General features: G+C 58.4%; 23 protein-coding genes and 2 pseudogenes. 12 read left to right on the forward strand and 13 right to left on the reverse strand.

Annotated features, from left to right (window positions below; genetic code table 11):
- Window positions 1-5 precede the first annotated feature (5 nt).
- Complete coding sequence (gene glyA / locus FX982_RS05860) at window positions 6-1,259, reverse strand: serine hydroxymethyltransferase (protein WP_172609956.1); 1,254 nt, start codon at window positions 1,257-1,259, stop codon at window positions 6-8.
- A 486-nt stretch (window positions 1,260-1,745) separates the two neighbouring features.
- On the opposite strand from glyA, the gene FX982_RS05865 reads away from it, so the two are divergent.
- Together FX982_RS05865 and FX982_RS05870 are read left to right on the forward strand one after the other, a co-directional pair.
- Complete coding sequence (locus tag FX982_RS05865; protein ID WP_172609957.1) at window positions 1,746-2,180, forward strand: hypothetical protein; 435 nt, start codon at window positions 1,746-1,748, stop codon at window positions 2,178-2,180.
- Between the two features lie 293 nt (window positions 2,181-2,473).
- Window positions 2,474-3,211: a hypothetical protein gene (locus FX982_RS05870; protein WP_172609958.1), complete on the forward strand. Its 738-nt coding sequence runs from the start codon at window positions 2,474-2,476 to the stop codon at window positions 3,209-3,211.
- A gap of 10 nt (window positions 3,212-3,221) precedes the next feature.
- On the opposite strand, the gene alaC is transcribed toward FX982_RS05870, so the two are convergent.
- Both alaC and FX982_RS05880 read right to left on the reverse strand, forming a co-directional pair.
- Complete coding sequence (alaC, locus tag FX982_RS05875; RefSeq protein WP_172609959.1) at window positions 3,222-4,436, reverse strand: alanine transaminase; 1,215 nt, start codon at window positions 4,434-4,436, stop codon at window positions 3,222-3,224.
- Window positions 4,437-4,736: 300 nt separating this feature from the next.
- On the reverse strand, window positions 4,737-5,462 hold the full coding sequence (locus FX982_RS05880) for a TraX family protein (protein ID WP_254074878.1): 726 nt from the start codon (window positions 5,460-5,462) through the stop codon (window positions 4,737-4,739).
- A gap of 117 nt (window positions 5,463-5,579) precedes the next feature.
- On the opposite strand from FX982_RS05880, the gene FX982_RS05885 reads away from it, so the two are divergent.
- Window positions 5,580-6,620: a threonine aldolase family protein gene (locus FX982_RS05885; RefSeq protein ID WP_172609961.1), complete on the forward strand. Its 1,041-nt coding sequence runs from the start codon at window positions 5,580-5,582 to the stop codon at window positions 6,618-6,620.
- Window positions 6,621-6,687: 67 nt separating this feature from the next.
- Here FX982_RS05885 and FX982_RS05890 read toward each other — a convergent pair whose 3' ends face one another.
- Both FX982_RS05890 and FX982_RS05895 read right to left on the reverse strand, forming a co-directional pair.
- Window positions 6,688-6,990 carry a cell division protein ZapA gene (locus FX982_RS05890; RefSeq protein WP_172609962.1) on the reverse strand — a complete coding sequence of 101 codons (303 nt, stop codon included), beginning with the start codon at window positions 6,988-6,990 and terminating at the stop codon, window positions 6,688-6,690.
- Window positions 6,987-7,220, reverse strand: a complete 234-nt coding sequence (locus tag FX982_RS05895) for a hypothetical protein (RefSeq protein WP_172609963.1) — start codon at window positions 7,218-7,220, stop codon at window positions 6,987-6,989. Before FX982_RS05895 ends, FX982_RS05890 begins: the two co-directional genes overlap by 4 nt.
- A gap of 382 nt (window positions 7,221-7,602) precedes the next feature.
- On the opposite strand from FX982_RS05895, the pseudogene FX982_RS24715 reads away from it, so the two are divergent.
- From FX982_RS24715 to FX982_RS05905, 3 genes and pseudogenes are all read left to right on the forward strand, one after another.
- Window positions 7,603-8,259, forward strand: a pseudogene (locus FX982_RS24715) (MCP four helix bundle domain-containing protein); the annotation flags it as partial.
- Between the two features lie 303 nt (window positions 8,260-8,562).
- Window positions 8,563-9,162 (forward strand): annotated as a pseudogene (locus FX982_RS24720) (methyl-accepting chemotaxis protein); the annotation flags it as partial.
- A 335-nt stretch (window positions 9,163-9,497) separates the two neighbouring features.
- Window positions 9,498-10,229: a hypothetical protein gene (locus FX982_RS05905; RefSeq protein WP_172609965.1), complete on the forward strand. Its 732-nt coding sequence runs from the start codon at window positions 9,498-9,500 to the stop codon at window positions 10,227-10,229.
- Between the two features lie 161 nt (window positions 10,230-10,390).
- On the opposite strand, the gene gbcB is transcribed toward FX982_RS05905, so the two are convergent.
- Entirely contained in the window at window positions 10,391-11,491 is a 1,101-nt protein-coding gene (gbcB, locus tag FX982_RS05910) for a glycine-betaine demethylase subunit GbcB (protein ID WP_172609966.1), read from the reverse strand.
- A 328-nt stretch (window positions 11,492-11,819) separates the two neighbouring features.
- Between gbcB and gbcA the strand changes: the two genes are divergently transcribed.
- The 3 genes from gbcA (at window position 11,820) to FX982_RS05925 (ending at window position 14,559) form a co-directional block, all read left to right on the forward strand.
- Window positions 11,820-13,118 (forward strand): glycine-betaine demethylase subunit GbcA, encoded by a 1,299-nt coding sequence (gbcA, locus tag FX982_RS05915; RefSeq protein ID WP_172609967.1) that lies wholly within the window; start codon window positions 11,820-11,822, stop codon window positions 13,116-13,118.
- 727 nt (window positions 13,119-13,845) lie between these two features.
- Entirely contained in the window at window positions 13,846-14,034 is a 189-nt protein-coding gene (locus tag FX982_RS05920) for a hypothetical protein (protein WP_172609968.1), read from the forward strand.
- Between the two features lie 6 nt (window positions 14,035-14,040).
- A complete protein-coding gene (locus tag FX982_RS05925; RefSeq protein ID WP_172609969.1) occupies window positions 14,041-14,559 on the forward strand; it encodes a hypothetical protein in 519 nt (172 codons plus the stop codon).
- Window positions 14,560-14,595: 36 nt separating this feature from the next.
- Here FX982_RS05925 and etfB read toward each other — a convergent pair whose 3' ends face one another.
- The 6 genes from etfB to FX982_RS05955 form a co-directional block, all read right to left on the reverse strand.
- On the reverse strand, window positions 14,596-15,399 hold the full coding sequence (gene etfB / locus FX982_RS05930) for an electron transfer flavoprotein subunit beta (RefSeq protein ID WP_172609970.1): 804 nt from the start codon (window positions 15,397-15,399) through the stop codon (window positions 14,596-14,598).
- Window positions 15,389-16,609 carry an electron transfer flavoprotein subunit alpha gene (etfA, locus tag FX982_RS05935; protein ID WP_172609971.1) on the reverse strand — a complete coding sequence of 407 codons (1,221 nt, stop codon included), beginning with the start codon at window positions 16,607-16,609 and terminating at the stop codon, window positions 15,389-15,391. The genes etfB and etfA overlap by 11 nt, the downstream gene beginning before the upstream one ends.
- Window positions 16,609-18,570, reverse strand: a complete 1,962-nt coding sequence (gene dgcB, locus FX982_RS05940; RefSeq protein ID WP_172609972.1) for a dimethylglycine demethylation protein DgcB — start codon at window positions 18,568-18,570, stop codon at window positions 16,609-16,611. The genes etfA and dgcB overlap by 1 nt, the downstream gene beginning before the upstream one ends.
- A gap of 103 nt (window positions 18,571-18,673) precedes the next feature.
- The gene (gene dgcA / locus FX982_RS05945) at window positions 18,674-20,734 is read right to left on the reverse strand and encodes a dimethylglycine demethylation protein DgcA (RefSeq protein ID WP_172609973.1); all 2,061 of its coding nucleotides are present in this window, start codon (window positions 20,732-20,734) and stop codon (window positions 18,674-18,676) included.
- A 15-nt stretch (window positions 20,735-20,749) separates the two neighbouring features.
- Window positions 20,750-21,280 carry a 4-vinyl reductase gene (locus tag FX982_RS05950; protein ID WP_065991251.1) on the reverse strand — a complete coding sequence of 177 codons (531 nt, stop codon included), beginning with the start codon at window positions 21,278-21,280 and terminating at the stop codon, window positions 20,750-20,752.
- A gap of 88 nt (window positions 21,281-21,368) precedes the next feature.
- Complete coding sequence (locus FX982_RS05955; RefSeq protein ID WP_172609974.1) at window positions 21,369-22,346, reverse strand: dipeptidase; 978 nt, start codon at window positions 22,344-22,346, stop codon at window positions 21,369-21,371.
- 227 nt (window positions 22,347-22,573) lie between these two features.
- Here FX982_RS05955 and FX982_RS05960 point away from each other — a divergent pair, with 227 nt between their 5' ends.
- Both FX982_RS05960 and FX982_RS05965 read left to right on the forward strand, forming a co-directional pair.
- Window positions 22,574-22,978: a lysozyme inhibitor LprI family protein gene (locus FX982_RS05960; RefSeq protein ID WP_065991249.1), complete on the forward strand. Its 405-nt coding sequence runs from the start codon at window positions 22,574-22,576 to the stop codon at window positions 22,976-22,978.
- Window positions 22,979-23,025: 47 nt separating this feature from the next.
- Entirely contained in the window at window positions 23,026-23,445 is a 420-nt protein-coding gene (locus FX982_RS05965; RefSeq protein WP_172609975.1) for a DUF3010 family protein, read from the forward strand.
- Between the two features lie 241 nt (window positions 23,446-23,686).
- Here the strand turns inward: FX982_RS05965 and FX982_RS05970 are convergent, their stop codons facing one another.
- Window positions 23,687-24,643, reverse strand: a complete 957-nt coding sequence (locus tag FX982_RS05970) for a GlxA family transcriptional regulator (protein WP_172609976.1) — start codon at window positions 24,641-24,643, stop codon at window positions 23,687-23,689.
- Window positions 24,644-24,894: 251 nt separating this feature from the next.
- Between FX982_RS05970 and FX982_RS05975 the strand changes: the two genes are divergently transcribed.
- Entirely contained in the window at window positions 24,895-25,782 is an 888-nt protein-coding gene (locus tag FX982_RS05975; RefSeq protein ID WP_172609977.1) for a 3-keto-5-aminohexanoate cleavage protein, read from the forward strand.
- Window positions 25,783-25,916: the final 134 nt, after the last annotated feature.

The raw sequence follows: 25,916 nt of genomic DNA on the forward strand, positions 1-25,916 counted from the left end.
CTGACTCAGCGGTAAACCGGGAAATCGGCGCACAGCGCGGCGACCTGGTCGGCAACATTGGCCTCGACATCGGCGTCGCCGAGGTTGTCGAGGATGTCGCAGATCCAGCCTGCCAGCGTGATGCACTGGGTAACTTTGAAACCGCGCGTGGTCACAGCGGGTGTGCCGATGCGCAGGCCCGACGTCACGAACGGCGATTGCGGATCGTTCGGCACGGCGTTCTTGTTGACGGTGATGTGCGCTCGACCCAGCGCCGCGTCGGCGTCTTTCCCGGTCAGGCCCTGACGAATCAGGCTGACGAGGAACAGGTGATTGTCGGTCCCGCCCGACACGACGTCGTAACCGCGATCAATGAACACCTGCGCCATGGCCTGGGCGTTATCAATCACTTGCTGTTGATAGGCTTTGAAACCGGGCTCCATGGCTTCCTTGAAGCACACGGCCTTGCCGGCAATCACGTGCATCAATGGACCACCCTGGGCACCCGGGAACACAGCTGAATTGAGCTTTTTCTCAATCTCTTCGTTGGCCTTGGCCAGGATCAACCCGCCACGGGGGCCGCGGAGAGTTTTGTGGGTAGTGGTGGTGACCACATCGGCGTACGGCAGCGGGTTCGGGTACAAACCGGCGGCGACCAGACCGGCCACATGGGCCATGTCAACGAACAGCAGCGCGCCCACTTTGTCGGCGATCTCACGAAAGCGCGGGAAATCCAGGGTTTTGGAGTAGGCCGAGAAACCGGCAACGATCATCTTCGGTTTGTGCTCGACGGCCAGTCGCTCGACTTCGTCGTAATCGATCAGGCCAGTGGTAACGTCAATACCGTATTGAACGGCGTTGTACAGCTTGCCCGATGAAGACACTTTGGCACCGTGGGTCAGGTGACCGCCATGGGCCAGGCTCATGCCCAGCAAGGTGTCGCCCGCTTGCAGCAATGCCAGATAAACCGCGCTGTTGGCCGAAGAACCGGAATGCGGCTGGACATTGGCGTAGTCGGCGCCAAACAGCAGCTTGGCGCGATCGATCGCCAGTTGCTCGACTTTGTCGACATGCTCGCAACCGCCGTAGTAACGCTTGCCGGGATAACCCTCGGCGTATTTGTTGGTCAGGCCGCTGCCCTGGGCCTGCATCACACGCTTGCTGGTGTAGTTCTCCGAGGCGATCAGCTCGATATGGTCTTCCTGACGCTGCTCTTCGGCACTGATCGCCGCCAACAGTGCATCGTCATAACCCTGGATCTGGTCTTGCTTGCTGAACATCGCGGTTCTCCCAGCGGCGGCGCGGCGCCTGAATGATCGACAGGGCCTTGAACTGCCCTTTGGCCACGATGGTATGGCTGACGCTGGCTGCCCAGATGCCTACGCACGCCACACAAAGGCGCGTTTACGACATGGGTTGGCGGGGAGGAATAAATGAGCTGTTGCCGCAGCTTTCTGTAGGAGCGCGTGTCAGACAAAGAAATCGCGGTCGAGGCAGGGAGTTTTAGTTCAGCGAATGTCGCAATTAGACCCATGCTTATCCCTTGATCCTAAATGCGCACTACGACCAGCGGTAGCAAAACCTGTCATTTGTGACAGTAGCAACAAGGCGTGCATACGCCTAACTTACCAGTGCAGCACAGTGACGGGTAAGTAGCCCTTGAAATTATGAACGTGGCGACTTTCCTCAAATACTACCGAATGCCTAACATCAGACTCATTACGCCTGAATGTTAAGCTCTGTGTAAACTTAAAAGGAATTACAACATGGCTAATATCAACAAAAAACCGGAAGAAACCTTTACAAAAGGGCCCATTCCTCTCAATCAGGCTTTGCTTAATGTTTATCCTGGTGACGTATACCAGTGGGTAGGAGGCTCAGAAGGAGGCACTGGAACCGTCGTCTCAAGAGAGTTCTTCTACAACACAGGGAATGGAGAGGTAGCTGTTTCCTTCCGGATCCGAGAGGACGGTAAAACCAGCGTAAACGGAACGATGAAGAAAGTGGTGAGCAAAAATTCTACAGCTGCCCCAGTCGCCGACGCGTTCTATTTTACGGTACAGGTCGGCGATGCAGTCCAACATACCGACCTTTGGAACTCATTCGACGTTGTCGGCAAAAAAGTCATTTTCGATGCATCTAACGACACCGCCACAGTCGAATTAAAAGTGAACTGGACAAACTGGCAAACCGAGAAGTGACTGCTCTCCATCAGGCCAGAAAAAATTAAAAAGTTGATCTAATGATATAAAATACGCGACCCAAACTCTCCCTGCGACTGCAGGGAGAGTTTGTCGTTAAGTCAGACCGATTTGGAATTCAGCTGCCCCTAGGTCTCGATCTTGCCGAGAATCATCACCCCCCGCACACCTAAGACCAACGGTCATGAACGCTGTCAACAATGACAATATTCAAATAGCGACGACGGGTTTACTTTTTAGGCCAACGGAATGCCAGCCACCCACTTCTCACTTATTCACTCAAGGGAATGATCATGGGCACAATCGCAAGGTCGCATACGCTAACTCCGCAGTTATGGAAAAAGCTAAGGGGGAAAAACGTCTGTCGGCAGGGACCCGCTACGGAGCTGCTGCTCTTTCTGACTCAAGGCGTGTTTCATACGGTGGATATAGAAGGCTCGGTCAAACTGAGGATTATTCGGGAACTGAGCGAGTTTGAGGCGCTGATTGCCGTCTACGTCGAAGATTCGGATGTAGTTCTTTCGGCCACAGTTGCAGTGGGCGATGCCAGGCTTTATGCGACACCCCAAGACATCGTTCATCAGGACGGCGGGTACTATTCGGTCATTCTCAAGATCATTTCCTATCCGGACGCAGAAGTGGAAGCCGATATTTATTTATGGGAACTACCCCCCATCGCGGCACCGGAGTCCGTCGAATCCGACCTTGCGCTGTATCTTCCAAAAGGCACGACTTTTTACGTAAGTCCTACTGAAGAAGACATTGTGATGGACAGAACTTTCAGAGTGTCTGATGACCGCCAAGTGTCAGTGAACATCCGTACCGTTGAAGGGCGCAGCTACTCAAAAACTGTTACGGAAGCTGAAGCAATTCGATGTGACGCGCCCGGTGATTACTATGTAGAGAACAGTTCCAATAAACTATCGGTCGTCTATGGCATCACCACACATGCCGAATTACCCTCATCACCGATTCTCAAGCATATGCCGCTACCGGATGTGCCGAGGTCCCGTCATGACCTCGGCAACTGAGTGACGGTATTCAGTTTTTTTGCGTAACCGATCCGTCAGCCCGGAACATGCTACGAATACCCCGCACGGCCTGACGGATGCGGTCCTGATTCTCGATAAGCGCAAAGCGAACGTGGTCGTCGCCGTATTCACCAAAACCGACACCGGGCGACACGCAGACCTTGGCTTCGGCCAGCAGCTTTTTCGCGAATTCCAGCGATCCCAGGTGCGCGTACGCTTCGGGTATCTTGGCCCAGACGTACATCGACGCTTTCGGGTTCTCGACCATCCAGCCTAACTCATGCAGACCTTTGACCAGCACGTTACGGCGTTGGCGATACTGCTCGGCGATGTCGAGCACGCACTGTTGATCACCTTCCAGCGCGGCAATGGCGGCCACTTGCAGCGGCGTGAACGTGCCGTAGTCGTGATAGCTCTTGATCCGCGCCAGGGCGTTGACCAATTCCGGGTTGCCGACCATGAAGCCGATCCGCCAGCCCGCCATGTTGTAACTCTTGGACAGGGTGAAAAATTCCACCGCAATGTCCTTGGCGCCGGGCACCTGCATGATCGACGGGGCTTTCCAGCCGTCGTAGACGATGTCGGCGTAGGCCAGGTCGTGAACCACCAGCACGTCGTACTGTTTGGCGAGGGCAACGACGCGCTCGAAGAAATCCAGCTCGACGCATTGAGCGGTCGGGTTGGACGGGAAACCCAGAATCATCATCTTCGGTTTGGGGATCGAGCCGCGAATGGCTTTCTCCAGCTCGGCGAAGAAGTCCACGCCTGGCACCAGTGGCACGGAGCGCACCTGGGCGCCGGCGATAACGGCGCCATAGATGTGGATCGGGTAACTGGGGTTCGGCACCAAAACGGTGTCGCCCTGATCCAGCGTGGCGAGCATCAAGTGCGCCAGGCCTTCCTTGGAGCCGATGGTGACGATGGCTTCATCTTCAGGGTCGATGTCGACGTCGTAGCGTTTCTTGTACCAGCTGGAAATCGCCCGACGCAGACGCGGGATGCCACGCGAAGTCGAGTAGCCGTGAGTGTCTTCACGTTGGGCGACGGTAACCAGTTTCTCGACAATGTGCGGCGGCGTTGCCCCATCGGGGTTGCCCATGCTCAGGTCGATGATGTCCTCACCACGACGACGCGCAGCCATTTTCAGCTCGGCGGTGATGTTGAACACGTAAGGGGGGAGTCGATCGATACGCGCAAAGCGGCGCGGCGAACCTTGGTCTGCCATGGAAACCTCTGAAGACGTAAGCGCCCGGAACCGTCCGAGCGACGCTGGCCACTGCGGTGGCCTGACGCGGAAGATACGGGCGGGGATGGAGGTTTGTCTAGAGCGATACTGCGAAATTGAGGGTGCTCACACGGGCCTCTTCCCGGCTGAAGCCGGTCCCACTGAATCACTGAGTTCGACAGATGATCGTTCCTGCGCTCCGCGTGGGAATGCCGCCCGAGACGCTCTGCGTCCATCGCTGAGACGCAGAGCGTCAGTGGATGCATTCCCACGCAGAGCGAGGGAACGATCGTTTCACCGTCATTCAATTAGCTGCCGCAACCCGAACAGCAGCAGAAAATGCACTGGATAAATCAGGTACGCCCACCGCCGCATTGGCCACACGTCAAATGCCGGGCGCCAGTGCAGAATTGCCAGCCCCAACAACGGCGCCAGCAGACAAGCCACCAGCGCACCGATAGAAATCGGGTCGCCCCACAGCATGCCGTCGATGATCTTCGGCCACTCGTTGCTCAATAAACAGACGATTCCCGGCACAATCGCCAGCCATAAAGAGGTGCGCAGCACGAGCACAAACGCCAGCGGCAGCAAAACCCCATACATGCCGAACATCAAGTGCGGCCCAAACAGAACACCCATCGCCAGGGCAGCGATACCCAGGCCCCTCGCCGGCCATGAGCGACTTAATCCGCCTTGCGCAACCAGCAAACCCAGCGCCAGCGTGGGTAATACATTCAGCGTCGTGACCTCACCGGCCATGTAAATGCGATAGGGCAGCTCAGCAATCACTGAAAAAACGGCCAGCCATGTCAGGTATTTCCACTTGATCGCCGAACCAATATCGCGCCGGCCAGTGCGCACGACGTTGACGGCAATCGCCAGGCAAAACCACGGGAACGCCAGCCGCCCCGGCACGTACAGCCAATTGGCGTGCCAGCCGACGTAGCGCAGGTGATCCATCACCATGCTCAGCATCGCCAGCCACTTGAGCAGGTCCAGCGCGCGATCACGCGCGGGTGCGGTCATTGATTTCGTTTCGGTCATATTGCTTCGCTGTCTGGCTGAATTTTCTGACGCAAGAATGCATGACCAAACCGATCAACTTTGGTTACAGTCGCAGCCTTCGATTACAGGGGAGCGGCCATGTCAGACCAAAGCCAGCAGTTTGCCAGCGACAACTATTCGGGAATCTGCCCCGAAGCGTGGGCGGCCATGGAACAAGCCAATCACGGGCACCAGCGTGCCTACGGCGACGACCAGTGGACAGCGCGCGCGGCCGATCAATTCCGTCAGTTGTTCGAAACAGACTGCGAGGTGTTTTTCGCTTTCAACGGCACGGCAGCCAACTCCCTGGCGCTGTCATCGCTCTGCCAGAGCTACCACAGCGTCATCTGCTCGGAAACCGCCCACGTCGAAACGGACGAATGCGGCGCACCGGAGTTTTTCTCCAACGGCTCTAAACTGCTGACCGCACGCAGCGAGAACGGCAAGCTGACGCCCGCCTCCATTCGTGAAGTCGCGCTCAAACGCGCCGACATCCACTACCCAAAACCCCGCGTGGTCACGCTGACCCAGGCCACGGAAGTGGGCAGCGTTTATCAGCCGGAAGAACTCAAAGCCATCAGCGAAACCTGCAAGGAGCTGGGCCTGAACCTGCACATGGACGGCGCCCGCTTCGCCAACGCCTGCGCATTCCTCGGTTGCTCGCCTGCCGAGCTGACCTGGAAAGCAGGGGTTGATGTGCTGTGCTTCGGCGGCACCAAAAACGGTATGGCGGTGGGCGAGGCGATTCTGTTCTTCAACCACAAGCTCGCCGAAGACTTCGACTACCGCTGCAAGCAGGCCGGCCAACTCGCCTCAAAAATGCGTTTCTTGTCAGCCCCGTGGGTGGGCTTGCTGGAAAACGACGCCTGGCTCAAACACGCGCGCCACGCCAACCGCTGCGCCCAGTTGCTGGCGGATCTGGTGAAGGATATTCCGGGCGTTGAATTGATGTTTCCGGTGCAGGCCAACGGCGTGTTCCTGCAACTGTCGGAAGCGGCCATTGCCGCGCTGACCGCCAGGGGCTGGCGCTTCTACACGTTCATCGGCAACGGCGGCGCCCGCTTCATGTGCTCGTGGGACACTGAAGAAGCCCGCGTGCGTGAGCTGGCAGCGGACATCCGCTTGGTGATGGGGAGCTGAAAATAGCTCGCTCGTCACTGGCAGGCTGCATGACCTCAGCAGCCTGCGGATGGACTGAACCAGTGGCTCAGTTCTGAGCAATCACCTTTTCGATCACCTCAACCGTTGCGCTGACCTTGTCTTCGTAACGGCTCAGCGCTTCGGCATGTTGTTGCTTGAGTTCGATCTGCTTTGAACACAGGTTCAACGCCGCCAGCACCAGCAAGCGGTCGCCGATCAGCGTCGGGTAACTGCGCTTGGTTTCAAACAATGCCGATCTCAGCATCGAGACCGCATCCATCAAGGTCTGCTCTTGCCCGGCAGGTGCCTTGATCGTGTAGTCGTTGCCAAGGATGGAGATAACCTTGGCGCCGTCCTGATCCGTGATCATGCGTCAACCGCGCTGACGCTGGTGGCACGATCAACCAACGCCTGGATGCGCGCAGCCGTCGCGCCTTGCTTCTCTTCCTGCTCCATCAGACTCAGCTGCAGACTGTCGTTGTCATCCCGGGCTTGTTTCAACTCTTCGGTGAGTCGCGCGTTTGTGTTCTGCAGCTCCTGATTGTGTTGCACCAGGTCACTGACGAGCTTTTCCAACTGGCTTAGGGATGCTTCCAACATTTTGATATCTCAGGCAAATTTCAAAGGGCGCGTACGATAAAGAAAAGTCACTTTAGCTACCAGTGAAATCAGGGCATCCAAGCCACTACACCGACCAACAAGCATCTCAATCACTTCTATTGCGCAAACGCATAACGGCCCTGATTGACTACGTTTCTGCGATCTTGTTCCTGCTGTTCGTCAGATTAGCGGGTGCGACATAACCGCACAGCGCAGACCAGCGGCATCAAGTCCCCATGGGGCCGACCGATAACCCGTGCATCTCTGACGCTTTTATCTTTCGCCTCGCATGGATCGCGGCCTTCCTGGAACCGTAATGTCCCTACGTAATTTGAATATCGCGCCCCGCGCCTTTCTTGGATTTTCCGTCATTGGCCTGCTGATGCTGATTCTGGGCATCTTCGCTTTGTCGCAGATGAACAAGATCAACAACGCCAATGTGGTCATGGCGACCAACAGCATGCCGAGCATCAAGGCGCTGGATAAGCTGACCGAGGGCAGCATTCGCCTGCGCGTGTTGTCGTATCGGCTCATGCTCAATCGCGACCCCGACACGCTGCAGAAAACCACCGAATTGTTGGCCATGCGCAACAAGCAGATTGACGATGCCCGTGCGGTCTACGTCAAACTGATTTCCGCACCTGAAGAACAGTCGGCCTACGACCAGTACGTCCAATTGCTCAACGACTATCGCCAGCTTGAAACCCGCATGAAGTCGCTGAGTCAGGCCAATGACATGACCGAACTGACCCGCCTGCTCAGCGCCGATCTGCAGACCAACTCGGACCAGATGAACGTAGTGCTCGGCAAGCTGGTGGAGATGAATACGCAGCAGCTCAACCAGGCCAGCGCCAATGCGACTCAGCAGTACTCGACCGCGTTCACGATGGTTGTCACGCTGCTGATCATTGCCACTGCGCTGACCTTGCTGTTCGCCTGGTTGCTGACCAACAGCATTACCCGACCTATCGCATCGGCACTGCACGCTGCCGAGGACATTGCCGAAGGTGACCTGACGCGCACCATCACAGTGGACGGTACTGACGAAGCGGGCCGTTTACTGGCCGCGATGCTGAAGATGCAATCCAAGCTGCGCGACACCCTGCAGCGCATTTCCGGTTCGGCGACCCAGCTTGCTTCGGCAGCCGAAGAGCTGAACGCTGTCACCGATGAAAGCGCCCGTGGCCTGTCCCAGCAGAACAACGAAATCGAACAGGCCGCCACCGCGGTCAACCAGATGACCAGTGCCGTGGAAGAAGTCGCACGCAATGCTGTGAGCACCTCGGAAGCGTCGAAGAATGCCACCACGTCCGCCAGCGATGGCCGCGATCTGGTGCAGGAAACCGTCAGCGCCATTGAGCGCATGAGCACCGATGTGCAGAGCACCTCCACCTTGATCGGCAATCTGGCGGACGAGTCCCGTGACATCGGCAAGGTGCTGGATGTGATTCGCGGTCTGGCGGACCAGACCAACCTGCTGGCCCTTAACGCCGCCATCGAAGCGGCCCGTGCAGGTGAAGCGGGTCGCGGGTTTGCTGTGGTTGCCGATGAAGTCCGCGCCCTCGCCCACCGCACCCAGCAGTCGACCAGCGAAATCGAGCGCATGATCGGCAGCATCCAGGGCGGCACCGAGCAAGCCGTGAACTCCATGCGCAGTAGCACCGAGCGCGCTGAGTCCACCCTGAACATCGCCAAGGGCGCCGGTCTGGCGCTGGACACCATTAACAGCGCTGTCGTGGAAATCAACGAACGCAATCTGGTCATCGCCAGTGCGGCAGAAGAGCAGGCGCAAGTTGCTCGGGAAGTGGACCGCAACCTCGTTAACATCCGTGACCTGTCGACCCAGTCCGCCACCGGCGCCAATCAGACCAGCGCTGCGAGCAACGAGCTGTCGCGTCTGGCCGTGGATCTGAACGGTATGGTTGCGCGCTTTAAGGTGTAACTTTCCAGCCGACAGTAAAGGGGAGCGCACGAAGTGCACTCCCCTTTTTTTTGCGATACATAACCGTTCCAACTATGCGGGTGTGGATTCAACTGGCAAACAGGCGCACCGCCTTGCAACTTAGATTATTTCGCAATTAACTGAAGCGCAAAAAATTCTAACGGAGTAAGTGACTGATTCCAATCATCAACCTCCGAATGTGGCGATGACTAACCGATCTAATGATTTTAAAGAGTTGCTCTCCACCATAGCTCGGTCTAATGTTGACTGGTCACAGAAAATATTTTTCTGGCTTAAACAAACACTTAACAGTATCGATGATAAAGGGATTTAACATGGAAGCCACTGCACTGAGATCTACAGGTTTTTTACCTAAGCCTATTGTGCTTGAAGCAACAGCGAGTGCTGGAAGCGATATCAAGACAATCGTCGTTGACAAACTTCCGCCTGAGGGGGCAACCCTTGTAGTTGACTGCCCCGATGTCCGCAAGGGTGACATGATCCATGTCTATGAGACGACTCCAGGCTTTGAGTATGACTGTAGCCAGACTGCTGAGACGGACGGCGAAATTCTGCGTTTCAATATCCCCAAGGAGTTGTTTTTCCATGCAGGGATCGCTCTGGCATATACGTATATCCTTCTGAACAGCGCCGGAGACATTGTCGGCGTGTCCGAGGAGGGCGTCTATCTCAAAACTGCGTTCGAGCCAGAGCGCGTTAAAGGCCCCATCGTCAGCGAAGCGCAAGTGCTAGAAAACTCTCCTATTAAAATATTAAAGATTGAGGAACTTGAGCACGAGTTCGCCACGCTGGTTGTTCAGTTACCCGAAGGGGCGGCAGGCCATCTATTGACGCTGTGGATTCAAACACAAGAACCCTATGAGGAAACCGTTGAAATAAAATCAGGGAAGACCGAATATATCCATCACATCGCGAAACCGAAACTGAATGATGAAAAACAAACGCTGTCTGTTTCTTTCGTCATACGAAACAGGCGCGGTAGCATGCTGTATTTTTCCGCCAACACTCTGTATCTCAAAAAGCCTGGATTCAACGGTGTGCGGTAATACGACGACATTTTTATCGATCTGATGATCACCCATCGGCTTTGATCAAACGTGAACACATCCGCAATCTTTCGGGCGTGTCAGACACATCGGTGAATGACACGACCCGCACGTCACGATTCGCTCTGGATCACACCAGCGCCTCGGAACGGAACGCGACCTCAATACTCAATCCGCACATCGCCCTTCGGCACGCTGCAGCACGCCAGGATGTAGCCTTCGTCTACGTCGTCATCGGTGATGCCGCCGTTGTGCTCCATCTCGACCTCCCCGCTCAGCTTCATCACCTTGCAGGTCCCGCAGATGCCCATGCCACACGCCTTGGGAATCATCAGGCCGAGCTTGGCCGCCGCCGCGTGGACGGTTTCGCCCGGCGCGACGCGAATGCTCTTGCCGGTGTCGGTGAATTCCACCTGATGCAGGTCGGCGACATCCACATCCGGCGCATCGGCCGCCTGTTCGGCCTGTTCCACTGCGTCGGCGCGGGCTTCAGGCGGCGTCGCGCCGAAGGACTCTTCGTGGTACTGCGCCATGTTGAAACCGTTGGCTTCAAGCAACCGCTTGACCGCGCTCATGTACGGCGTCGGCCCGCAGCAGAACACCTCGCGCTCCATGAAATCCGGGGCCATCAGCTCGAGCATCTTCTGGTTCAGATAACCCCGATAACCCGCCCACGGCTCACCCAGGCCGTGTTTTTCACAAACGATGTGCAGGGCGAAGTTATTGATTCGCGACGCCATCTGCTCCAACTCGCGGTGGTAGATGATGTCTTTGGGCGAGCGCGAGCTGTGGACGAAGACCATGTCGACGTTGGCGTTGGTGTCGTAATACCAGCGCGCCATGGACATGACCGGCGTGATGCCGACACCGCCGCTGAGGTAGAGGATTTTCGGATTGGGGAAGTCGATGGCGTTGAACAGACCCACCGGCCCGTGCACCGCCAGCTCCTGGCCTTCGTGCAATGTGTCGTGCAGCCAGTTTGAAACCTTGCCGCCGGGCACACGCTTGATCGTGATCGAGAAACTGTAGGGCACCGAGGGCGAACTGGAGATGGTGTACGAGCGCATGATCGGCACGCCGTCGATTTCCAGCTCAAGGGTGACGAACTGCCCGGGCTTGAAAAAGAACAGAATCGGCTGGTCGGCCATGAAGCAGAACGTGCGCACGTCCCAGGTTTCCTGGATCACTTTGACGACCCGTACCAGGTGGCGGCCGTTGGCCCACGTCTGGGTGTTGACCGGGCTGAGGAAACTCTGGGACATACACACTCTCCACGGCCGACGGTCGGCCTCTTATGGTGGCGATTCTGCGTAACGCACGAGCCGCCTATTTACCTATCAGCGACATTCACATACTTATGGCGACCAGCCCCGGTCTATAGGGGCCGGGCCGTCGGAAACGGATTCGGCCATGTCGCCCATGGATAAGGTTCAGGTCGCGCCCGGCTCCACACTCGCCATCAATTCGTTACAGAATTTTTATCTGTCGGCCGGCGCGTCAGAAACCTTGCCGCCTCACTTGATTCGCTACACACCCACCGTATCAGCCACATTCGTAGGCTGCGCCAAGCGCGGCCTGAGGACTTGAAAGATGGACGTCACTGCAACTCTGAGCCTGGGCGATCCGCTGGAACCCGCGCGCAAGGCGACTGCTGAGATGCTGCACACCCGCGAGCGCACTTACTCGCTGCCGCAGCCTTTCTACAGCGATGAGCGGCTGTTTGAAATCGACATGCAGGAAATTTTTCAGAAAGAATGGCTGATCGCGGGGATGAGCTGTGAAGTGCCGGCCAAGGGCAACTTCCTCACCCTCCAGATCGGCAAGAACCCGATCCTGGTCGTGCGCGGACCGGACGGCTCGATCAATGCGTTCCACAACGTCTGCCGCCACCGCGGTTCTCGCCTGTGCACCAAGGAAAAAGGCAAGGTTGCCAAGCTGGTCTGTCCTTACCACCAGTGGACATACGAACTCGATGGTCGCCTGCTGTATGCCGGTACCGAAATGGGTGCGGACTTCGACATGAAGCAGTTCGGCCTCAAGCCGGTGCATTGCAAAGTGGCGGGCGGGTACATTTTCATCAGCATGGCCAGCAACCCTCCCGCCATCGACGCGTTCCTGCAGACGCTGAACCACTACATGGAACCGTACGACATGGAGAACACCAAGGTGGCGGTGCAAACCACCCTGGTCGAAAAAGCCAATTGGAAGCTGGTTCTGGAAAACAATCGCGAGTGCTACCACTGCAATGCTTCACACCCCGAACTGCTGAACACCTTGCTGGAGTGGGACGACGTCACTGACCCGCGCGCCGACCAGGCTTTCAAGGACCACGTCGCGGCATCCGCCGCCGCCTGGGAGGCCGAAAAGATCCCGTTCGCCCACGCCAGCTTTGGCCTGCGCAACCGGATCGTGCGCATGCCGCTGCTCAAAGGCACCGTCTCGATGACGTTGGATGGCAAGCAAGGCAGCAAAAAACTGATGGGCCGCATCCAGAACCCAGACCTGGGCTCGATGCGCATCCTGCACCTGCCCCACTCGTGGAACCACTGCATGGGCGACCACGTCATCGTATTCACCGTGTGGCCGGTCAGCGCGCAAGAAACCCTCGTTACCACTAAATGGCTGGTGCACAAGGATGCTGTCGAAGGCGTGGACTACGACGTCGCGCGCCTGCGTGAAGTCTGGGACGCCACCAACGACCAGGACCGTCGACTGGCCGAAGAAAACCAGCGCGGGATCAACTCAGTCGCTTACCAGCCGGGGCCGTACTCGAAAACCTATGAATTCGGCGTGGTGAATTTTATCGACTGGTACAGCGCCAAATTGCTGGAAAACATGGGCGCCGAGCCTGCTTCCTATCTGAAGGGCGTGGCGGTTAATCACGAGTAGGGTTTTTCTGTCCGATTTAGACTGACACTGTCGCGGGCAACCGCGCTTCTACAGACATTCGAGCTGTAGGAGCGCGCTTGCCCGCAATGCGTTTTGGTTGGGCGACAGGAATCGGTTCGAGGCTGGCCGTGTCCGCATGCAATCTGGCCTGCTTTGATAGCTAGCAAAAAAATAAATGATCATTTTTTGATCATATCACTCAACCGACCGGATTCAGGGGTTAAACCTCGACCGCAAACATGTTATCCACAGAAGCGCCAACAGCATATGTGTGTAAGTCTGCCGAGTGCTGTGGAAAAGCATGAAAAGCGCTCATTAAAGCTGACCAGCAGCGCGGATTAGCTCTGGATGGCTGTTATTGGTTAAATTTCGACCAGAGCTCTATACGCCCTGAATTACAAGGCCTGCAGCGAATCACGAACATCTTATCCACACGAACGCTCACAGACAATGTGGGTAAGAGCACGCGCCAACAGGACTGGCCTGTGGAAAAAATTCATAGTAATCCGCTAGATAGAGCGATCAAAAATCAACCAGCCGGCTGAGAGCGACGCCAGCAAAGGGCTGGAGCAATACGCGAACAGTTTATCCACAGGCGGATCAACAGCGATTGTGGGTATGTTTCCACAGACATTTGGGTGAGTACGTTTAGGAAGTGTCTGACATCCAAGCCCCGGACCGCCCGGTACACTCATCGCACATCAACCCGGCAGGAAGGAGCACGCTTATGGATCGCTGGGCACCGTTCTCACACAAAGTCGTTATTGAGGCGAACAACAGGCTATCCAAACGTAAGCAAGGGGCCTCGTTTGCTCTGCCCAAAGAATTATTGGGCATTATCAGCTTCAAACCCAAGACCACGGAAGAAATCAGGGAAGCATTCCGATCGGCCTCCCGCAGGCTCCGGCAGGAGTGACTGCACATGACCGAAGAGCGCTACAACTACATCTTCAGTGAGTTAGTGAACGATGAAGACGACATACTCGGCCAACTGGCCTACTCGGTATATAAACGGCAAAAAATCGAGTATATCCACGCGTTCAAAGAGAGAAACGGCACTGATCCGCTAGATTGCGATCTCGCTGCGTTTCACGATATCAGCAATAGCAGTTCGCAACTTGAAGCCTATCGAACCCAGGCGACCCGGCTGGCGACAAACTTTTTGGAGTCCTCGCTAAGTACCGAAACGGACGAGTTGGCGGCGTTTTACTCTCCCAGAGCCGCCAACGACATCCGCATGGCGCGGCCCGGGTTCTGGAAGGGAGCCGCGCAGAGCCTCGTTGGCTCGGGCTTGTTCACTTTGCTGGTTGGGTGTCTTGTGTTCTTCGCATGGAGTTTGAAACAGGGACCACGTCAGGTCATTAAGCAGGTTTTCGACGTCGTGATTGTTGATGCAGATGCCAGGAATCGAAAAATGCAACCGGATAGGCCTCAGACGTGAACAGAGAAAAGGCGCCAGCGCGGCGCCTTTCCGTGTTCAACGAACCACCCCCTCCTCCACCAACAACTTCAAAATCGCCGCAGCACCTTCCTGAGCGCTCACTCCCTTCAGCACCTGCCCGCCACCTCCGCTCGCTTTCGCCGTTGCAGCTTTCATGCGATCAGCGCCGCTCTTCGCCTTGATAACCTTCAAGCGTTTTGGCCGTGGCTTTGCGGGCGTCAGTTCAGCGCCGGTGAACACTTCGTCGATGACCACCTCGATCTCTTCTACATCCAGCAGACCCCGTTGCGCCGGGCCGTATGCGCTTTGACGAGGTTTTGGTGCGGCGTTATCCACAGTCGCCAGAAACGGCAGTCGCACTTTGAGTCGGCGACGCTGACCTCGGGGGAGCGCCTGCAGCACCTGGGCGCTGCCATTGCTCATGGACTCGACCTCGGCCAGGCCCACCACGAGCGGCCAGCCGAGCGTTTCGGCCAACAAATAGGGAAGCATGCCGGACCCTTCGCCCGTCTCGGCCTGACTGCCGGTCAGCACCAGTTGCACGCCCGACTCACGAATGTAATCCGTTAGTCCAGGCACTGCGTCCGCGCCTGGCGGCTGGGCGAGCACATGGAGTTCGTCCACGCCCATACCCAGGTAGCCACGCAAGGCGGGTTCTTCGGCATTACCCGCATGCAACACGTGCAAGTTATCCCCAGCCAGTTGCAAGCCCAATTCAACCGCGCGGGCGTCCTGCTCGGCGCGACGCGGACGCCCTGACGTCGGGTGCGCGCCGACGGAGACGAGGCTGATGACGTGCAGCGTGCCTTTATCCACAGAGCTCCCCATTTCAGGCTGCATCGCGCTTCGCCCCATTTCGGTAAGTGTCGACCGCTTCCATAAGCGCTTCGAGAATGGACGAACTCTCTCCGATCACCGACAGATCAGCACGCTTGATCATGTCGCAGGTCGGGTCGAGATTGATGGCCACCACCTTGTCGCAGGCGCCGATCCCCTGCAAATGCTGGATCGCGCCGGAAATTCCGACCGCCACGTAAACCCTGGCAGTGACCCAGGTGCCCGACGCACCCACTTGGCGATCGCGCATCATGAAGCCATCGTCCACCGCCACCCGGGATGCGCCTTCAGTGGCGCCCAATGCGACGGCGGTGCGGTGAAACAGCGGCCAGTCCTTGACCCCATTACCACCTGAAAAGATAAATTCAGCTTCAGACATGGGGATAAGTGCCGGATCGACCGCCACTGCGCCAAGGTCTTCGATGCGCGGCAAGCTGCGTGCGACTGCTGTGGATAACTCCACGGGCAGCGCTTCATGCCGTGTTTCACTGACAGGTTCGGCACATTCCGCTTCCGCAAGAATAAGGCGTGACACGGGGCGCAACAGGTCTTGCGCTCCAGCACCGGCGCGCCCGATGCACTGTTCGCCAGCCACTTGCCAGACTCGCGTCGACGGCCGCTCTCCCAGGCTCGCCGCAAAACGGCGTCCCAACTCTCCCCCACCGTTTCGGCTGTCGGGCAGCAACCAGTGATGCGGGTCGAACTGGTTATCCACAGCCCGCAAACCCTGCACCCGTTGCTCGGGCGAATAACCACTGAACGCACTGCCTTCCAGTATCAACAGACGATCAACGCCCGTAATATCGAACGCCGTCTCTTTGTGCTCGCCAAAAATCACCGCCAGGACAGCGCCCTCGTTGCCAGCCAGTCCATGGGCCAAGCCCAGCAGGTCTCGGTCGTGGCTGCTCAACCGGCCGCCGACCATGTCGGGGACGACAGCGACATAAAAAGCAGGCGTTGCGATCCGATGCAGTGGTAACTGCACGTCAACAACTACGGCGCGTTTGGTCGCGCCACCTTGTTGAGCCCCGCTTCGATCAATGCGTTTGACGCCGTTGGGACCGATGAAACCGACGCCATGCATGTTTTTACGCAGGACACCGTTCGGGCCCATCCAGCTGGCTTGCGCCGGTTGCATGACAGCGTGCAGCGGATGCAGCCGGTTTCGTGCGATCCATTCAGCACGTGGGTCGCGGCGGATAATGTCGCTCATTAATGCGCCTCCGCAGGTTCACGTCGGGCCGCCGCCGGTTTTACCGGCGCGGTATCTTCCAGCAGTGCGTCAGCCACCAGCTCGGCGATGTCCTTGATCATCGGCCGTGGCTCCACAACGCCTTCGAGCATTGCGGTGCACTGTGGACAACCCACCGCCACCAGCTCGGCGCCCGTCTCGCGAATGTCGTCCATGCGCATGTCCGGGATGCGTTGTTTGCCGGGAATGTCGGTAATCGGCGCGCCGCCGCCGCCGCCGCAGCAACGTGAGCGGAATCCGGATCGGACCATTTCTTTAACCTCGATGCCCAGCGCACGCAGCACATCGCGCGGCGCCTGGTACTCGCCGTTGTAACGGCCGAGGTAGCACGGGTCGTGATAGGTGACGCTGGTGCCTGTGTGCTGGCCCAGATTCAGCGCGCCGTTACCAATCAGCTCGGCCAGATACGTGCTGTGGTGCTGTACGACGTAGTGACCGTCGAACGCGCCGTATTCGTTTTTCAGCACATGAAAGCTGTGCGGGTCGCAGGTGACGATGCGCTTGAACTCGTACTGCGCCAGCGTCTGGATGTTGCGTCTGGCGAGCATCTGAAACGTCGCCTCATCTCCCAGACGACGGGCCACATCGCCGCTGTCGCGTTCTTCCAGCCCCAGCACGGCGAAGTCGACCTTGGCGGCTTTCAGTACTTTGACGAAGGCGCGCAAGGTGCGCTGATTGCGCATGTCGAATGCGCCGTCACCGACCCAGAACAGCACGTCCACGGTTTTCTTGTGGCTCATGAGGTCAAGGTTCAGGTCGGCCGCCCAGTTCATGCGTCCGCCCGGCGCGAAGCCGCCTGGGTTGTCGGTCGCGATCAGGTTTTCCAGAACCTCGGCGCCCTTGTTGGGGGTGGCGCCTTTTTCGAGGGTCAGATGCCGGCGCATGTCGACGATCGCGTCTACGTGCTCGATCATCATCGGGCACTCTTCCACGCAGGCCCGGCAGGTCGTGCACGACCACAGGGTGTCGGCGTCGACCAGCCCGTTGACGATAGGTTGATGGGGATTGCCGCCATGCTCGCCAATAGGCTTGCCCTGGCCGCCGAGGGACGGATAAGGGCTGCCGGCGAAGTGGGCATCGGTGCCGCCCGCCAGACCGACGACCATGTCCTGTATCAGTTTTTTCGGGTTCAGCGGCTGGCCGGCGGCGAAGGCAGGACAGGCAGCTTCGCACTTGCCGCACTGCACGCACGCATCGAAACCGAGGAGCTGATTCCAAGTGAAATCCTTGGGTTTTTCTACGCCCAACGGCGCGGTGTTGTCCGCCAGATCGAGGGGCTTCAACCCTGTGGAGCGGCCACCGCCGAAGCGCTCGGGGCGCCGGTGCCACGCCAGGTGCAATGCGCCGGCGAAGGCGTGTTTCATCGGGCCGCCCCAGGTCATGCCGAGGAACAATTCGCAGACGCCCCAGAGCACGCCAATCCCCAGAATGATCGCCAGCAACCAGCCCCCGAAGTTCACCGGCAGTACGCCCGCAACGGGCAGCGTGACGATAAAGAACGAACCCGAGAACGCCAGCAGGCTTTTTGGCAGACGCATCCACGGGCCTTTCGACAGCCGACTCGGCGGATTGCGTCGACGCAGGCACATGAAGATTGCGCCCACGAACATGACGGCTGACACCAGCAGCAGCGCGTAACCGAGGACCCGGTTATGCCACCCAAGCCCGTGTACCAGAATCGCCAGGACGATCGACGCCACCGCGCCGCCGGCCGTGGCCACGTGGGTGTTGGCGATGTATTTGTCCCGCGCGACGACGTGGTGCAGATCGACCATGTAGCGCTTGGGCATCGCCAGCAATCCGCCGAGCAGATCGACCTTGGCGGCACGCCCGTTGCGCCACAGACTCACCCGCCGCAGCGCGCCAAGGACCGCGAGGGCCAGGGCAGCGAAAAGCAGGATGGGAAGAAGGGTGTTTAACATCGAGGTACCCTCGAGCTGCAAGCTTCAAGCCACAAGTTGCAAGCAAAAGCCGGTCACCCATTGCTCTTGCCTGCAGCTTGAAACTTGCCGCTTGAGGCTGATCTTAGAAGTCTTTACACAGCCTGAGTGCGTCATAGATCGCCGCATGGGTATTGCGTTGAGCCACGCAATCGCCAATGCGGAACAGCAGATACCCGTCACCCGGCTGACTCAACGACGGCTGCGGCTGAATCGCAAACAGGGCGTCGATGTCGATCTGGCCTTTGTTGCGCGAACCTTCCTTCATCCCGTAGTAGAGCGCTTCGTCAGGACGCACGCCGTTCTCGATCACCACCTGATCAATCACCCGCTCCTCTTTGGCGCCGGTGTATTCGTTCTCCAGCACGGCCACCAACTTGTCGCCCTCGCGGTAAACCTTTTCCAGCATAAGGTCGCCGGTCATGATCACTTCTTTCGGGTACATGCTGCGGTAGTAGGTCGGGAACGACGTGCCGCCGATGGCCACACCCGGCTTGATGTCGTCGGTGACGATCTCGACCTGGCTACCCTTGTCGGCGAGAAAATCTGCCACGGACATGCCGGTGAATTCGCAGATGGTGTCGTAGACCAGCACGTTCTTGCCCGGCGCGACTTTGCCGTCAAGCACATCCCAACTGCTGACGACCAACCCTTCGGCCGCGCCCCAATGCTCGTTCTGCTCAATGAATGGATGACCGCCGACCGCCAGCACCACCACGTCCGGACGCAGGTCCATGATGGTCGCAATGTCTGCCGCCGTGCCAAGGCGCAAATCCACTTTCAGGCGAGCCAGCTCCAGCTGATACCAGCGCGTGATGCCGGCGATCTGATCGCGCTGCGGCGCTTTCGATGCCGTGGTGATCTGGCCGCCGATGGCGTCTTTCTTCTCGAACAAAGTGACGTCGTGGCCCCGCTCGGCCGAGACACGCGCCGCTTCCATCCCCGCAGGCCCTGCCCCGACGATCACCACCTTGCGCTTCACACCGGTGGTCTTTTCGATGATGTGCGGCACGCCCATGTATTCGCGGGACGTCGCGGCGTTCTGAATGCACAGCACATCCAAACCCTGGTACTGACGGTCGATGCAATAGTTGGCACCGACGCACTGACGGATCTGGTCGACCTGACCCATTTTGATCTTGGTGATCAGGTGCGGGTCGGCGATGTGCGCGCGGGTCATGCCGACCATGTCGACGTAGCCGCCTTCGAGGATGCGCGTCGCCTGATTCGGGTCCTTGATGTTCTGCGCGTGCAGGACCGGCGCCTTGACCACTTCCTTGATCCCGGCCGCCAGATGCAGAAATGGCTCCGGTGGATAACTCATGTTCGGAATGACGTTGGCGAGGGTGTTGTGCGTGTCGCAGCCCGATCCCACCACCCCGATGAAGTCGATCATGCCGGTCTGGTCGTAGTACCTGGCGATTTCCTTCATGTCTTCGTGGCTGAGGCCGTCCGGGTGGAACTCGTCGCCGCATAGGCGCAGGCCCACGCAAAAGTCCGGACCGACTTCCTTGCGCACGGCCTTGATCACTTCCAGGCCGAAACGCATGCGGTTTTCAAAGCTGCCGCCCCACTCGTCAGTACGCTTGTTGACGCGTGGGCTCCAGAACTGGTCGATCATGTGCTGGTGCACCGCCGACAGCTCGACGCCGTCCAAACCACCGGCCTTGGCGCGCGCTGCCGCGCTGGCGTAGTTGCCGATCACCCGCCAGATTTCTTCCGGCTCGATGGTCTTGCAGGTCGCACGGTGTACAGGCTCGCGGATGCCCGAGGGCGACATCAGCGTCGGCCAATGATCGCCGTCCCAACGGGAGCGACGGCCCATGTGGGTAATCTGGATCATGATCTTGGCGCCGTGCTTGTGCATGGCGTCAGCGAGGTTCTGGAAGTGCGGAATGATCTTGTCGGTTGCCAGGTTGACCGATTTCCACCAGCCTTGCGGGCTGTCGATGGCCACGCTGGACGAGCCGCCGCAAATGGCCAGACCGATGCCGCCTTTGGCTTTCTCCTCGTAGTACTTTACGTAACGGTCGGTGGTCATGCCGCCGTCGGTGGCGTAGACCTCGGCGTGTGCGGTACTCAATACGCGGTTGCGTATGGTCAATTTACCGATCTGAATCGGTTGAAACATCGCTTCGAAAGCCATGACGGAAACCTCGACTTACAACGGCTTGACGACAAACAGGCCGTCGTCATGGCCTTCTTCGGATCCGCCGTAAACCTGCTCGGCCACGGTGCGGATTTTGCTGCCGCTGGCTTCCAGGACCTGGTCCATGGCGCCGGCAAACCAGCCGGTGAACATGTAATCAACCTTGCGACCCACTTTGCCGTAGACGTAAACGAAGGCCGAGTGCTCGAGCTTGACGCTGGCGGTGCCTTTTTCCAGATCGATGTCCTGAATCTTGAACAGGCCCCAACCGCGCTGGGACAGACGATTCATGTAGTGCTCGAACACCGCGACGCCCTCGATGCCGTGGCATTCGGCCTCTTTCTCGCACCAGTGCCAGGCGGACTTGTAGCCGGCCTTGTAGAGGATTTCGGCATACGCCTCGGCGCCCAGCACTTCTTCGATGCCCATGTGGTTATTGACGAAGAAATGCCGCGGCACGTACAGCATCGGCAGGGCGTCGGAGGTCCAGACACCGGTCTCGCTGTCGACTTCGATTGGCAATTGCGGGGCGATCTTGGCCATGGAAACTTAACTCCGAAAAATTCGAGTGGATGCCATCTCCGCGAGGGGGAGAGGGAAAATTCAGTGCTCGGCGCGTGTGGCCGGAGGCTTATTCGCCCCAGACGTCGCCCAGAATGCGAACCCAGTTTTCGCCCATGATCTTGCGCACCACGCGCTCGGAGTGGCCGCGTTTGAGCAGGGTTTCGGTGAGGTTCGGGAATTCGCCGACGGTGCGAATGCCCAGCGGGTTGATGATCTTGCCGAAGTTGGTCAGGCGGCGGGCGTAGCCTTTGTCGTGGGTCAGGTATTCGAAAAATTCCTGGCCGTGACCCTGGGTGAAGTCAGTGCCGATGCCGATGGCGTCTTCGCCGACGATGTTCATCACGTACTCGATGGCTTCGGCGTAATCGTCGATGGTCGAATCGATGCCCTTGGCCAAGAACGGCGCAAACATTGTCACGCCGACAAAGCCGCCGTGATCGGCGATGAACTTCAGCTCGGCGTCGGATTTGTTGCGCGGGTGTTCTTTGAGGCCCGAAGGCAGGCAGTGGGAGTAGGTCACTGGCTTCTTCGATTCGAGGATGACTTCCTCGGAAGTCTTCGAGCCGACATGGGAGAGGTCGCACATGACGCCGACACGGTTCATCTCCGCGACGATTTCACGACCGAAGCCCGACAGGCCGCCGTCGCGCTCGTAGCAGCCGGTGCCCACCAGATTCTGGGTGTTGTAGCACATCTGCACGATACCCACGCCCAGCTGTTTGAAGATCTCGACGTAGCCGATCTGGTCCTCAAAGGCGTGGGCATTCTGGAAGCCGAAAAGGATGCCGGTCTTGCCCTGCTCCTTGGCCTTGCGGATGTCAGCCGTGTTGCGCACCTGGATCACCAGGTCGCTGTTTTCACGAATCAGTTTCTGGCTGGACGCGATGCCGTTGACGGTCTGCTGAAAACCTTCCCACACCGAAACTGTGCAGTTGGCCATGGTCAGGCCGCCTTTGCGCATGTCTTCGAACAGCTCACGGTTCCATTTGGCAATGATCAACCCGTCAATGACGATGCTGTCGGCGTGTAATTCGGCTGGGCTCATCAGGCGGTCCCCTGGGGTTCTTTAATGGCCGGAAGGTCTGCCGGCGCTTTGGGGTCAGCATATGCCTGAGGGTTGGAGGAGCCGGGTGCAAAAACGACAGGGGAATTGCCGAAAGCGTCAAGAAACGACAAAGGGACGACATGGCTTTTTGCAGCCCGCATTTGATACCTGTTCTTTGCCTCGCGCTTGGGCGAGAATCCAATCCATCTCTGACTCGGAAAGCCCTAATGAAAACCATGTTTCTGGCTCTGGCTCTATTCGCGACAGGCGCACACGCTGCATCCAACCCGGCCGCGAACCCTTGTGACGGCGTTGAAGAAGATCAGCAGACGCTTGAGTGCTCGGTGTACAGCCGCGACACGGCGGAGAAGCTGCTGACAGAGAATGTTCAGAACGTGCTTGAGCGTGTGCAGACGCAGTTCGGTGCGAACAAGGCCCAGGCCGAAGAATTCGCCACCAAACTCAAGGCCGCCCAGGAAGCCTGGAAAAAACTGCGTGACGCGGACTGCGCAGTGGAAGTGTTCCCGGCCAAGCCTGGCACCAAAGAGTTCAACATCGACCAGAACGATTGCCTGACCCGCGCCAGCGACGAACGATCGGAGTATCTGGACACCGTCGCGCAGTCTGAGTGATCCCGAATGCGCTACCCTGACGCCCTTCCCGAGCTCAAGGTATGCACATGAACATCTGCGGCGTAGAAATCAAAGGCAGCGAGGCCATCTTCGCTGTCGCCACTCGCGCGTCCGGCGCGCTCGAACACCTTCCACTGCCGACCAAAAAGATCGCACTCGAAGACGACGATGAAGCCGTCAACGTGAAAGCGTTCGCCCGCCAGATCGAGGCCTTCGTGCGCGATAACGGCATTGGTCACATCGCGATCAAAAAGCGCAGCAAGAAAGGCGAGTTCGCCGGCGGTCCGACGACGTTCAAGATCGAGACTATCTTTCAGCTGCTGGAAGACTGCGAGGTCATCCTGCTGTCGCCTCAGACGATTAATGCTCAGATGAAGAAGCACAGCTTTGAATTGCCGACGGCGTTGAACAAATATCAGCATGAGGCGTACAAAGCGGCGTGTTCGGCGTTGATGAAGACCAAGTAGAAAGGTCTGCACCCGATCGCTTGCTCGGTGGTGGGCCGGGGTTAAATCCGACTGTAGGACCGGCTTTAGCTGGGAAGGCGTCAGGCGCCACCACCTTAAACTGAGGGTGCTCAACCGGGCCTATTCCCGGCTAAAGCCGGTCCTACTGAACGAGCCGGAGCCTGAAGAAGAAGACGAAAGCCGCCCGCCGGGTCATTTATACCGAATTATAGTCGCGACTATAATTCACCATAATTGAGCATCAAACAGCCTTCACCTCGCGTGTGCGCCCTCGATCCTCCCTCGGGCACAGCACAAATTTTGCTCTGTAACTACGGGTGAAATACGACGGCGATTCAAACCCGCAGGCGATGCTGACTTCCAACACGCTCATATCGCTCTGACGCAGCAGTTGCCTGGCTTTTTCCAGCCGCAGGCCGAGGTAGAAGTTGCTCGGCGTGTCATTCAAGTGCAGACGAAACAACCGCTCCAGCTGACGCCGCGTCACCTGAATTCCTTCCGCCAGTTCCAGCGTGCTCAGCGGCGGCTCGGTGTGCTGCTCCATGACCCCGATGACCTGTACCAGTTTCTTGTTATTGATGCCGTAACGGGTGGCGATCTGCATGCGCTGGTGGTCTTTGCGCTGGCGTATGCGCCCGAGGACGAACTGCTCGGACACCTTGATCGCCATATCCGCGCCATGGGCCTGCCCAATCAGGTCAAGCATCATGTCGATGGAGGCCGTGCCTCCGGCGGAGGTGATGCGGCGCCGGTCGATCTCGAATAGCTCCTGCGTCGCTTGCAGCCGGGGATAGGTTTCCTTGAAGGCGTCCAGCGCTTCCCAGTGCAGGGTCAGGCGATACCCCTCCAACAGACCGGCTTGGGCGAGGACGAAACTGCCGGTGTCGATCGCCCCGAGAACCACGCCTTCCAGGTCCAGCCGGCGCAGCCAGTGTTCCAGTGTCCCGGTGTAAAACTTCAATGGATCAACGCTGCCCATCACCCACAGTGTCGCATCCTTTTTCAGCGGCTCAAGCGCGGCGTCGGCGTTTACCGACATGCCGTTGCTGGCAATCACAGGACCACCGTCGACGCTCAGGATGTGCCAGCGAAACAGCTCGCCTCCAAAACGATTGGCGACGCGCAGCGGCTCCAGCGCCGACACGAAGCCCATCATCGAAAAGCCGGGCATGAGCAGAAAGTAGAAATCCTGGGACATCGTTGGCGCGTTCCTAGGGATCGGAGCAGATGGGCGATTGGGGTGGAGACGTGAGTTCAGAAATGATCATGCCTCTTGGGCCCGATCATCAAATACACCTCTTGCCGATGGGCAGCAACAGCACAGGTCGCTGCTGTGCAAGACCGTGTCGCCGCTGTGCGTTTTGAAAAGCTCGCCGCTGCGTAGTTTTGCACCTCAAAAGCGGGCCGCAAACGTCCGCGTCATTGTCTGGCCTGCAAGGAACCTCCCCCATGAATCATGACGTCATCATCACCTGCGCACTAACCGGTGCTGGCGACACGACCGGGAAAAGCCACCTGGTCCCGATCACGCCCAAGCAGATTGCCGCTGCCGCAGTCGAGGCCGCGAAGGCCGGGGCGACCGTCGTGCACTGCCATGTTCGCGACCCCGAGACCGGCAAGTTCAGCCGTGACGTCGAGCTGTACCGCGAAACCATGGACCGCATCCGTGAAGCCGACATCGACATCATCGTCAACCTGACCGCCGGGATGGGCGGCGATCTGGAAATCGGCCCGGGCGAACGTCCAACCGATTTCGGTCCCGGCACCGATCTGGTCGGTCCGCTGAACCGGCTCGCGCATGTCGAAGCGCTGCTGCCGGAAATCTGCACACTGGATTGCGGCACCCTCAACTTCGGCGATGGCAACACGATTTACGTGTCCACGCCCGCGCAACTGCGGGCCGGGGCCAAGCGAATTCAAGAGCTGGGGGTGAAAGCCGAGCTGGAGATTTTCGACACCGGCCATCTTTGGTTTGCCAAGCAGATGATGAAAGAAGGCTTGCTCGACAACCCGCTGTTCCAGCTGTGCATGGGCATTCCGTGGGGGGCGCCGGCGGACACCACCACGATGAAAGCCATGGTCGACAACTTGCCCGCCGACGCGGTGTGGGCTGCCTTCGGCATCGGCCGCATGCAAATGCCGATGGCCGCGCAGGCGGTATTGCTCGGCGGCAACGTGCGGGTCGGTCTGGAGGACAACATCTGGCTCGACAAAGGCGTGCTCGCCAGCAACGGCGCGCTGGTCGAACGCGCCAGCGAGATCCTCAGCCGCCTGGGCGCCCGGGTTCTAACCCCGGCCGAGGGCCGCGTGAAGATGGGGCTGAAGAAGCGGTTTTGATCCCCACGCAAATCCTCCCATGTAGGAGTGAGCGTGCTCGCGATAACGGTGTGTCATTCACACATCTGGCACAGATAACCAGCTATCGCGAGCAAGCTCACTCCCACAAGGTCCCCGACACTTTTTCGAGTTTC

It is taken from the genome of Pseudomonas graminis, from assembly GCF_013201545.1.
Classification (GTDB): domain Bacteria; phylum Pseudomonadota; class Gammaproteobacteria; order Pseudomonadales; family Pseudomonadaceae; genus Aquipseudomonas.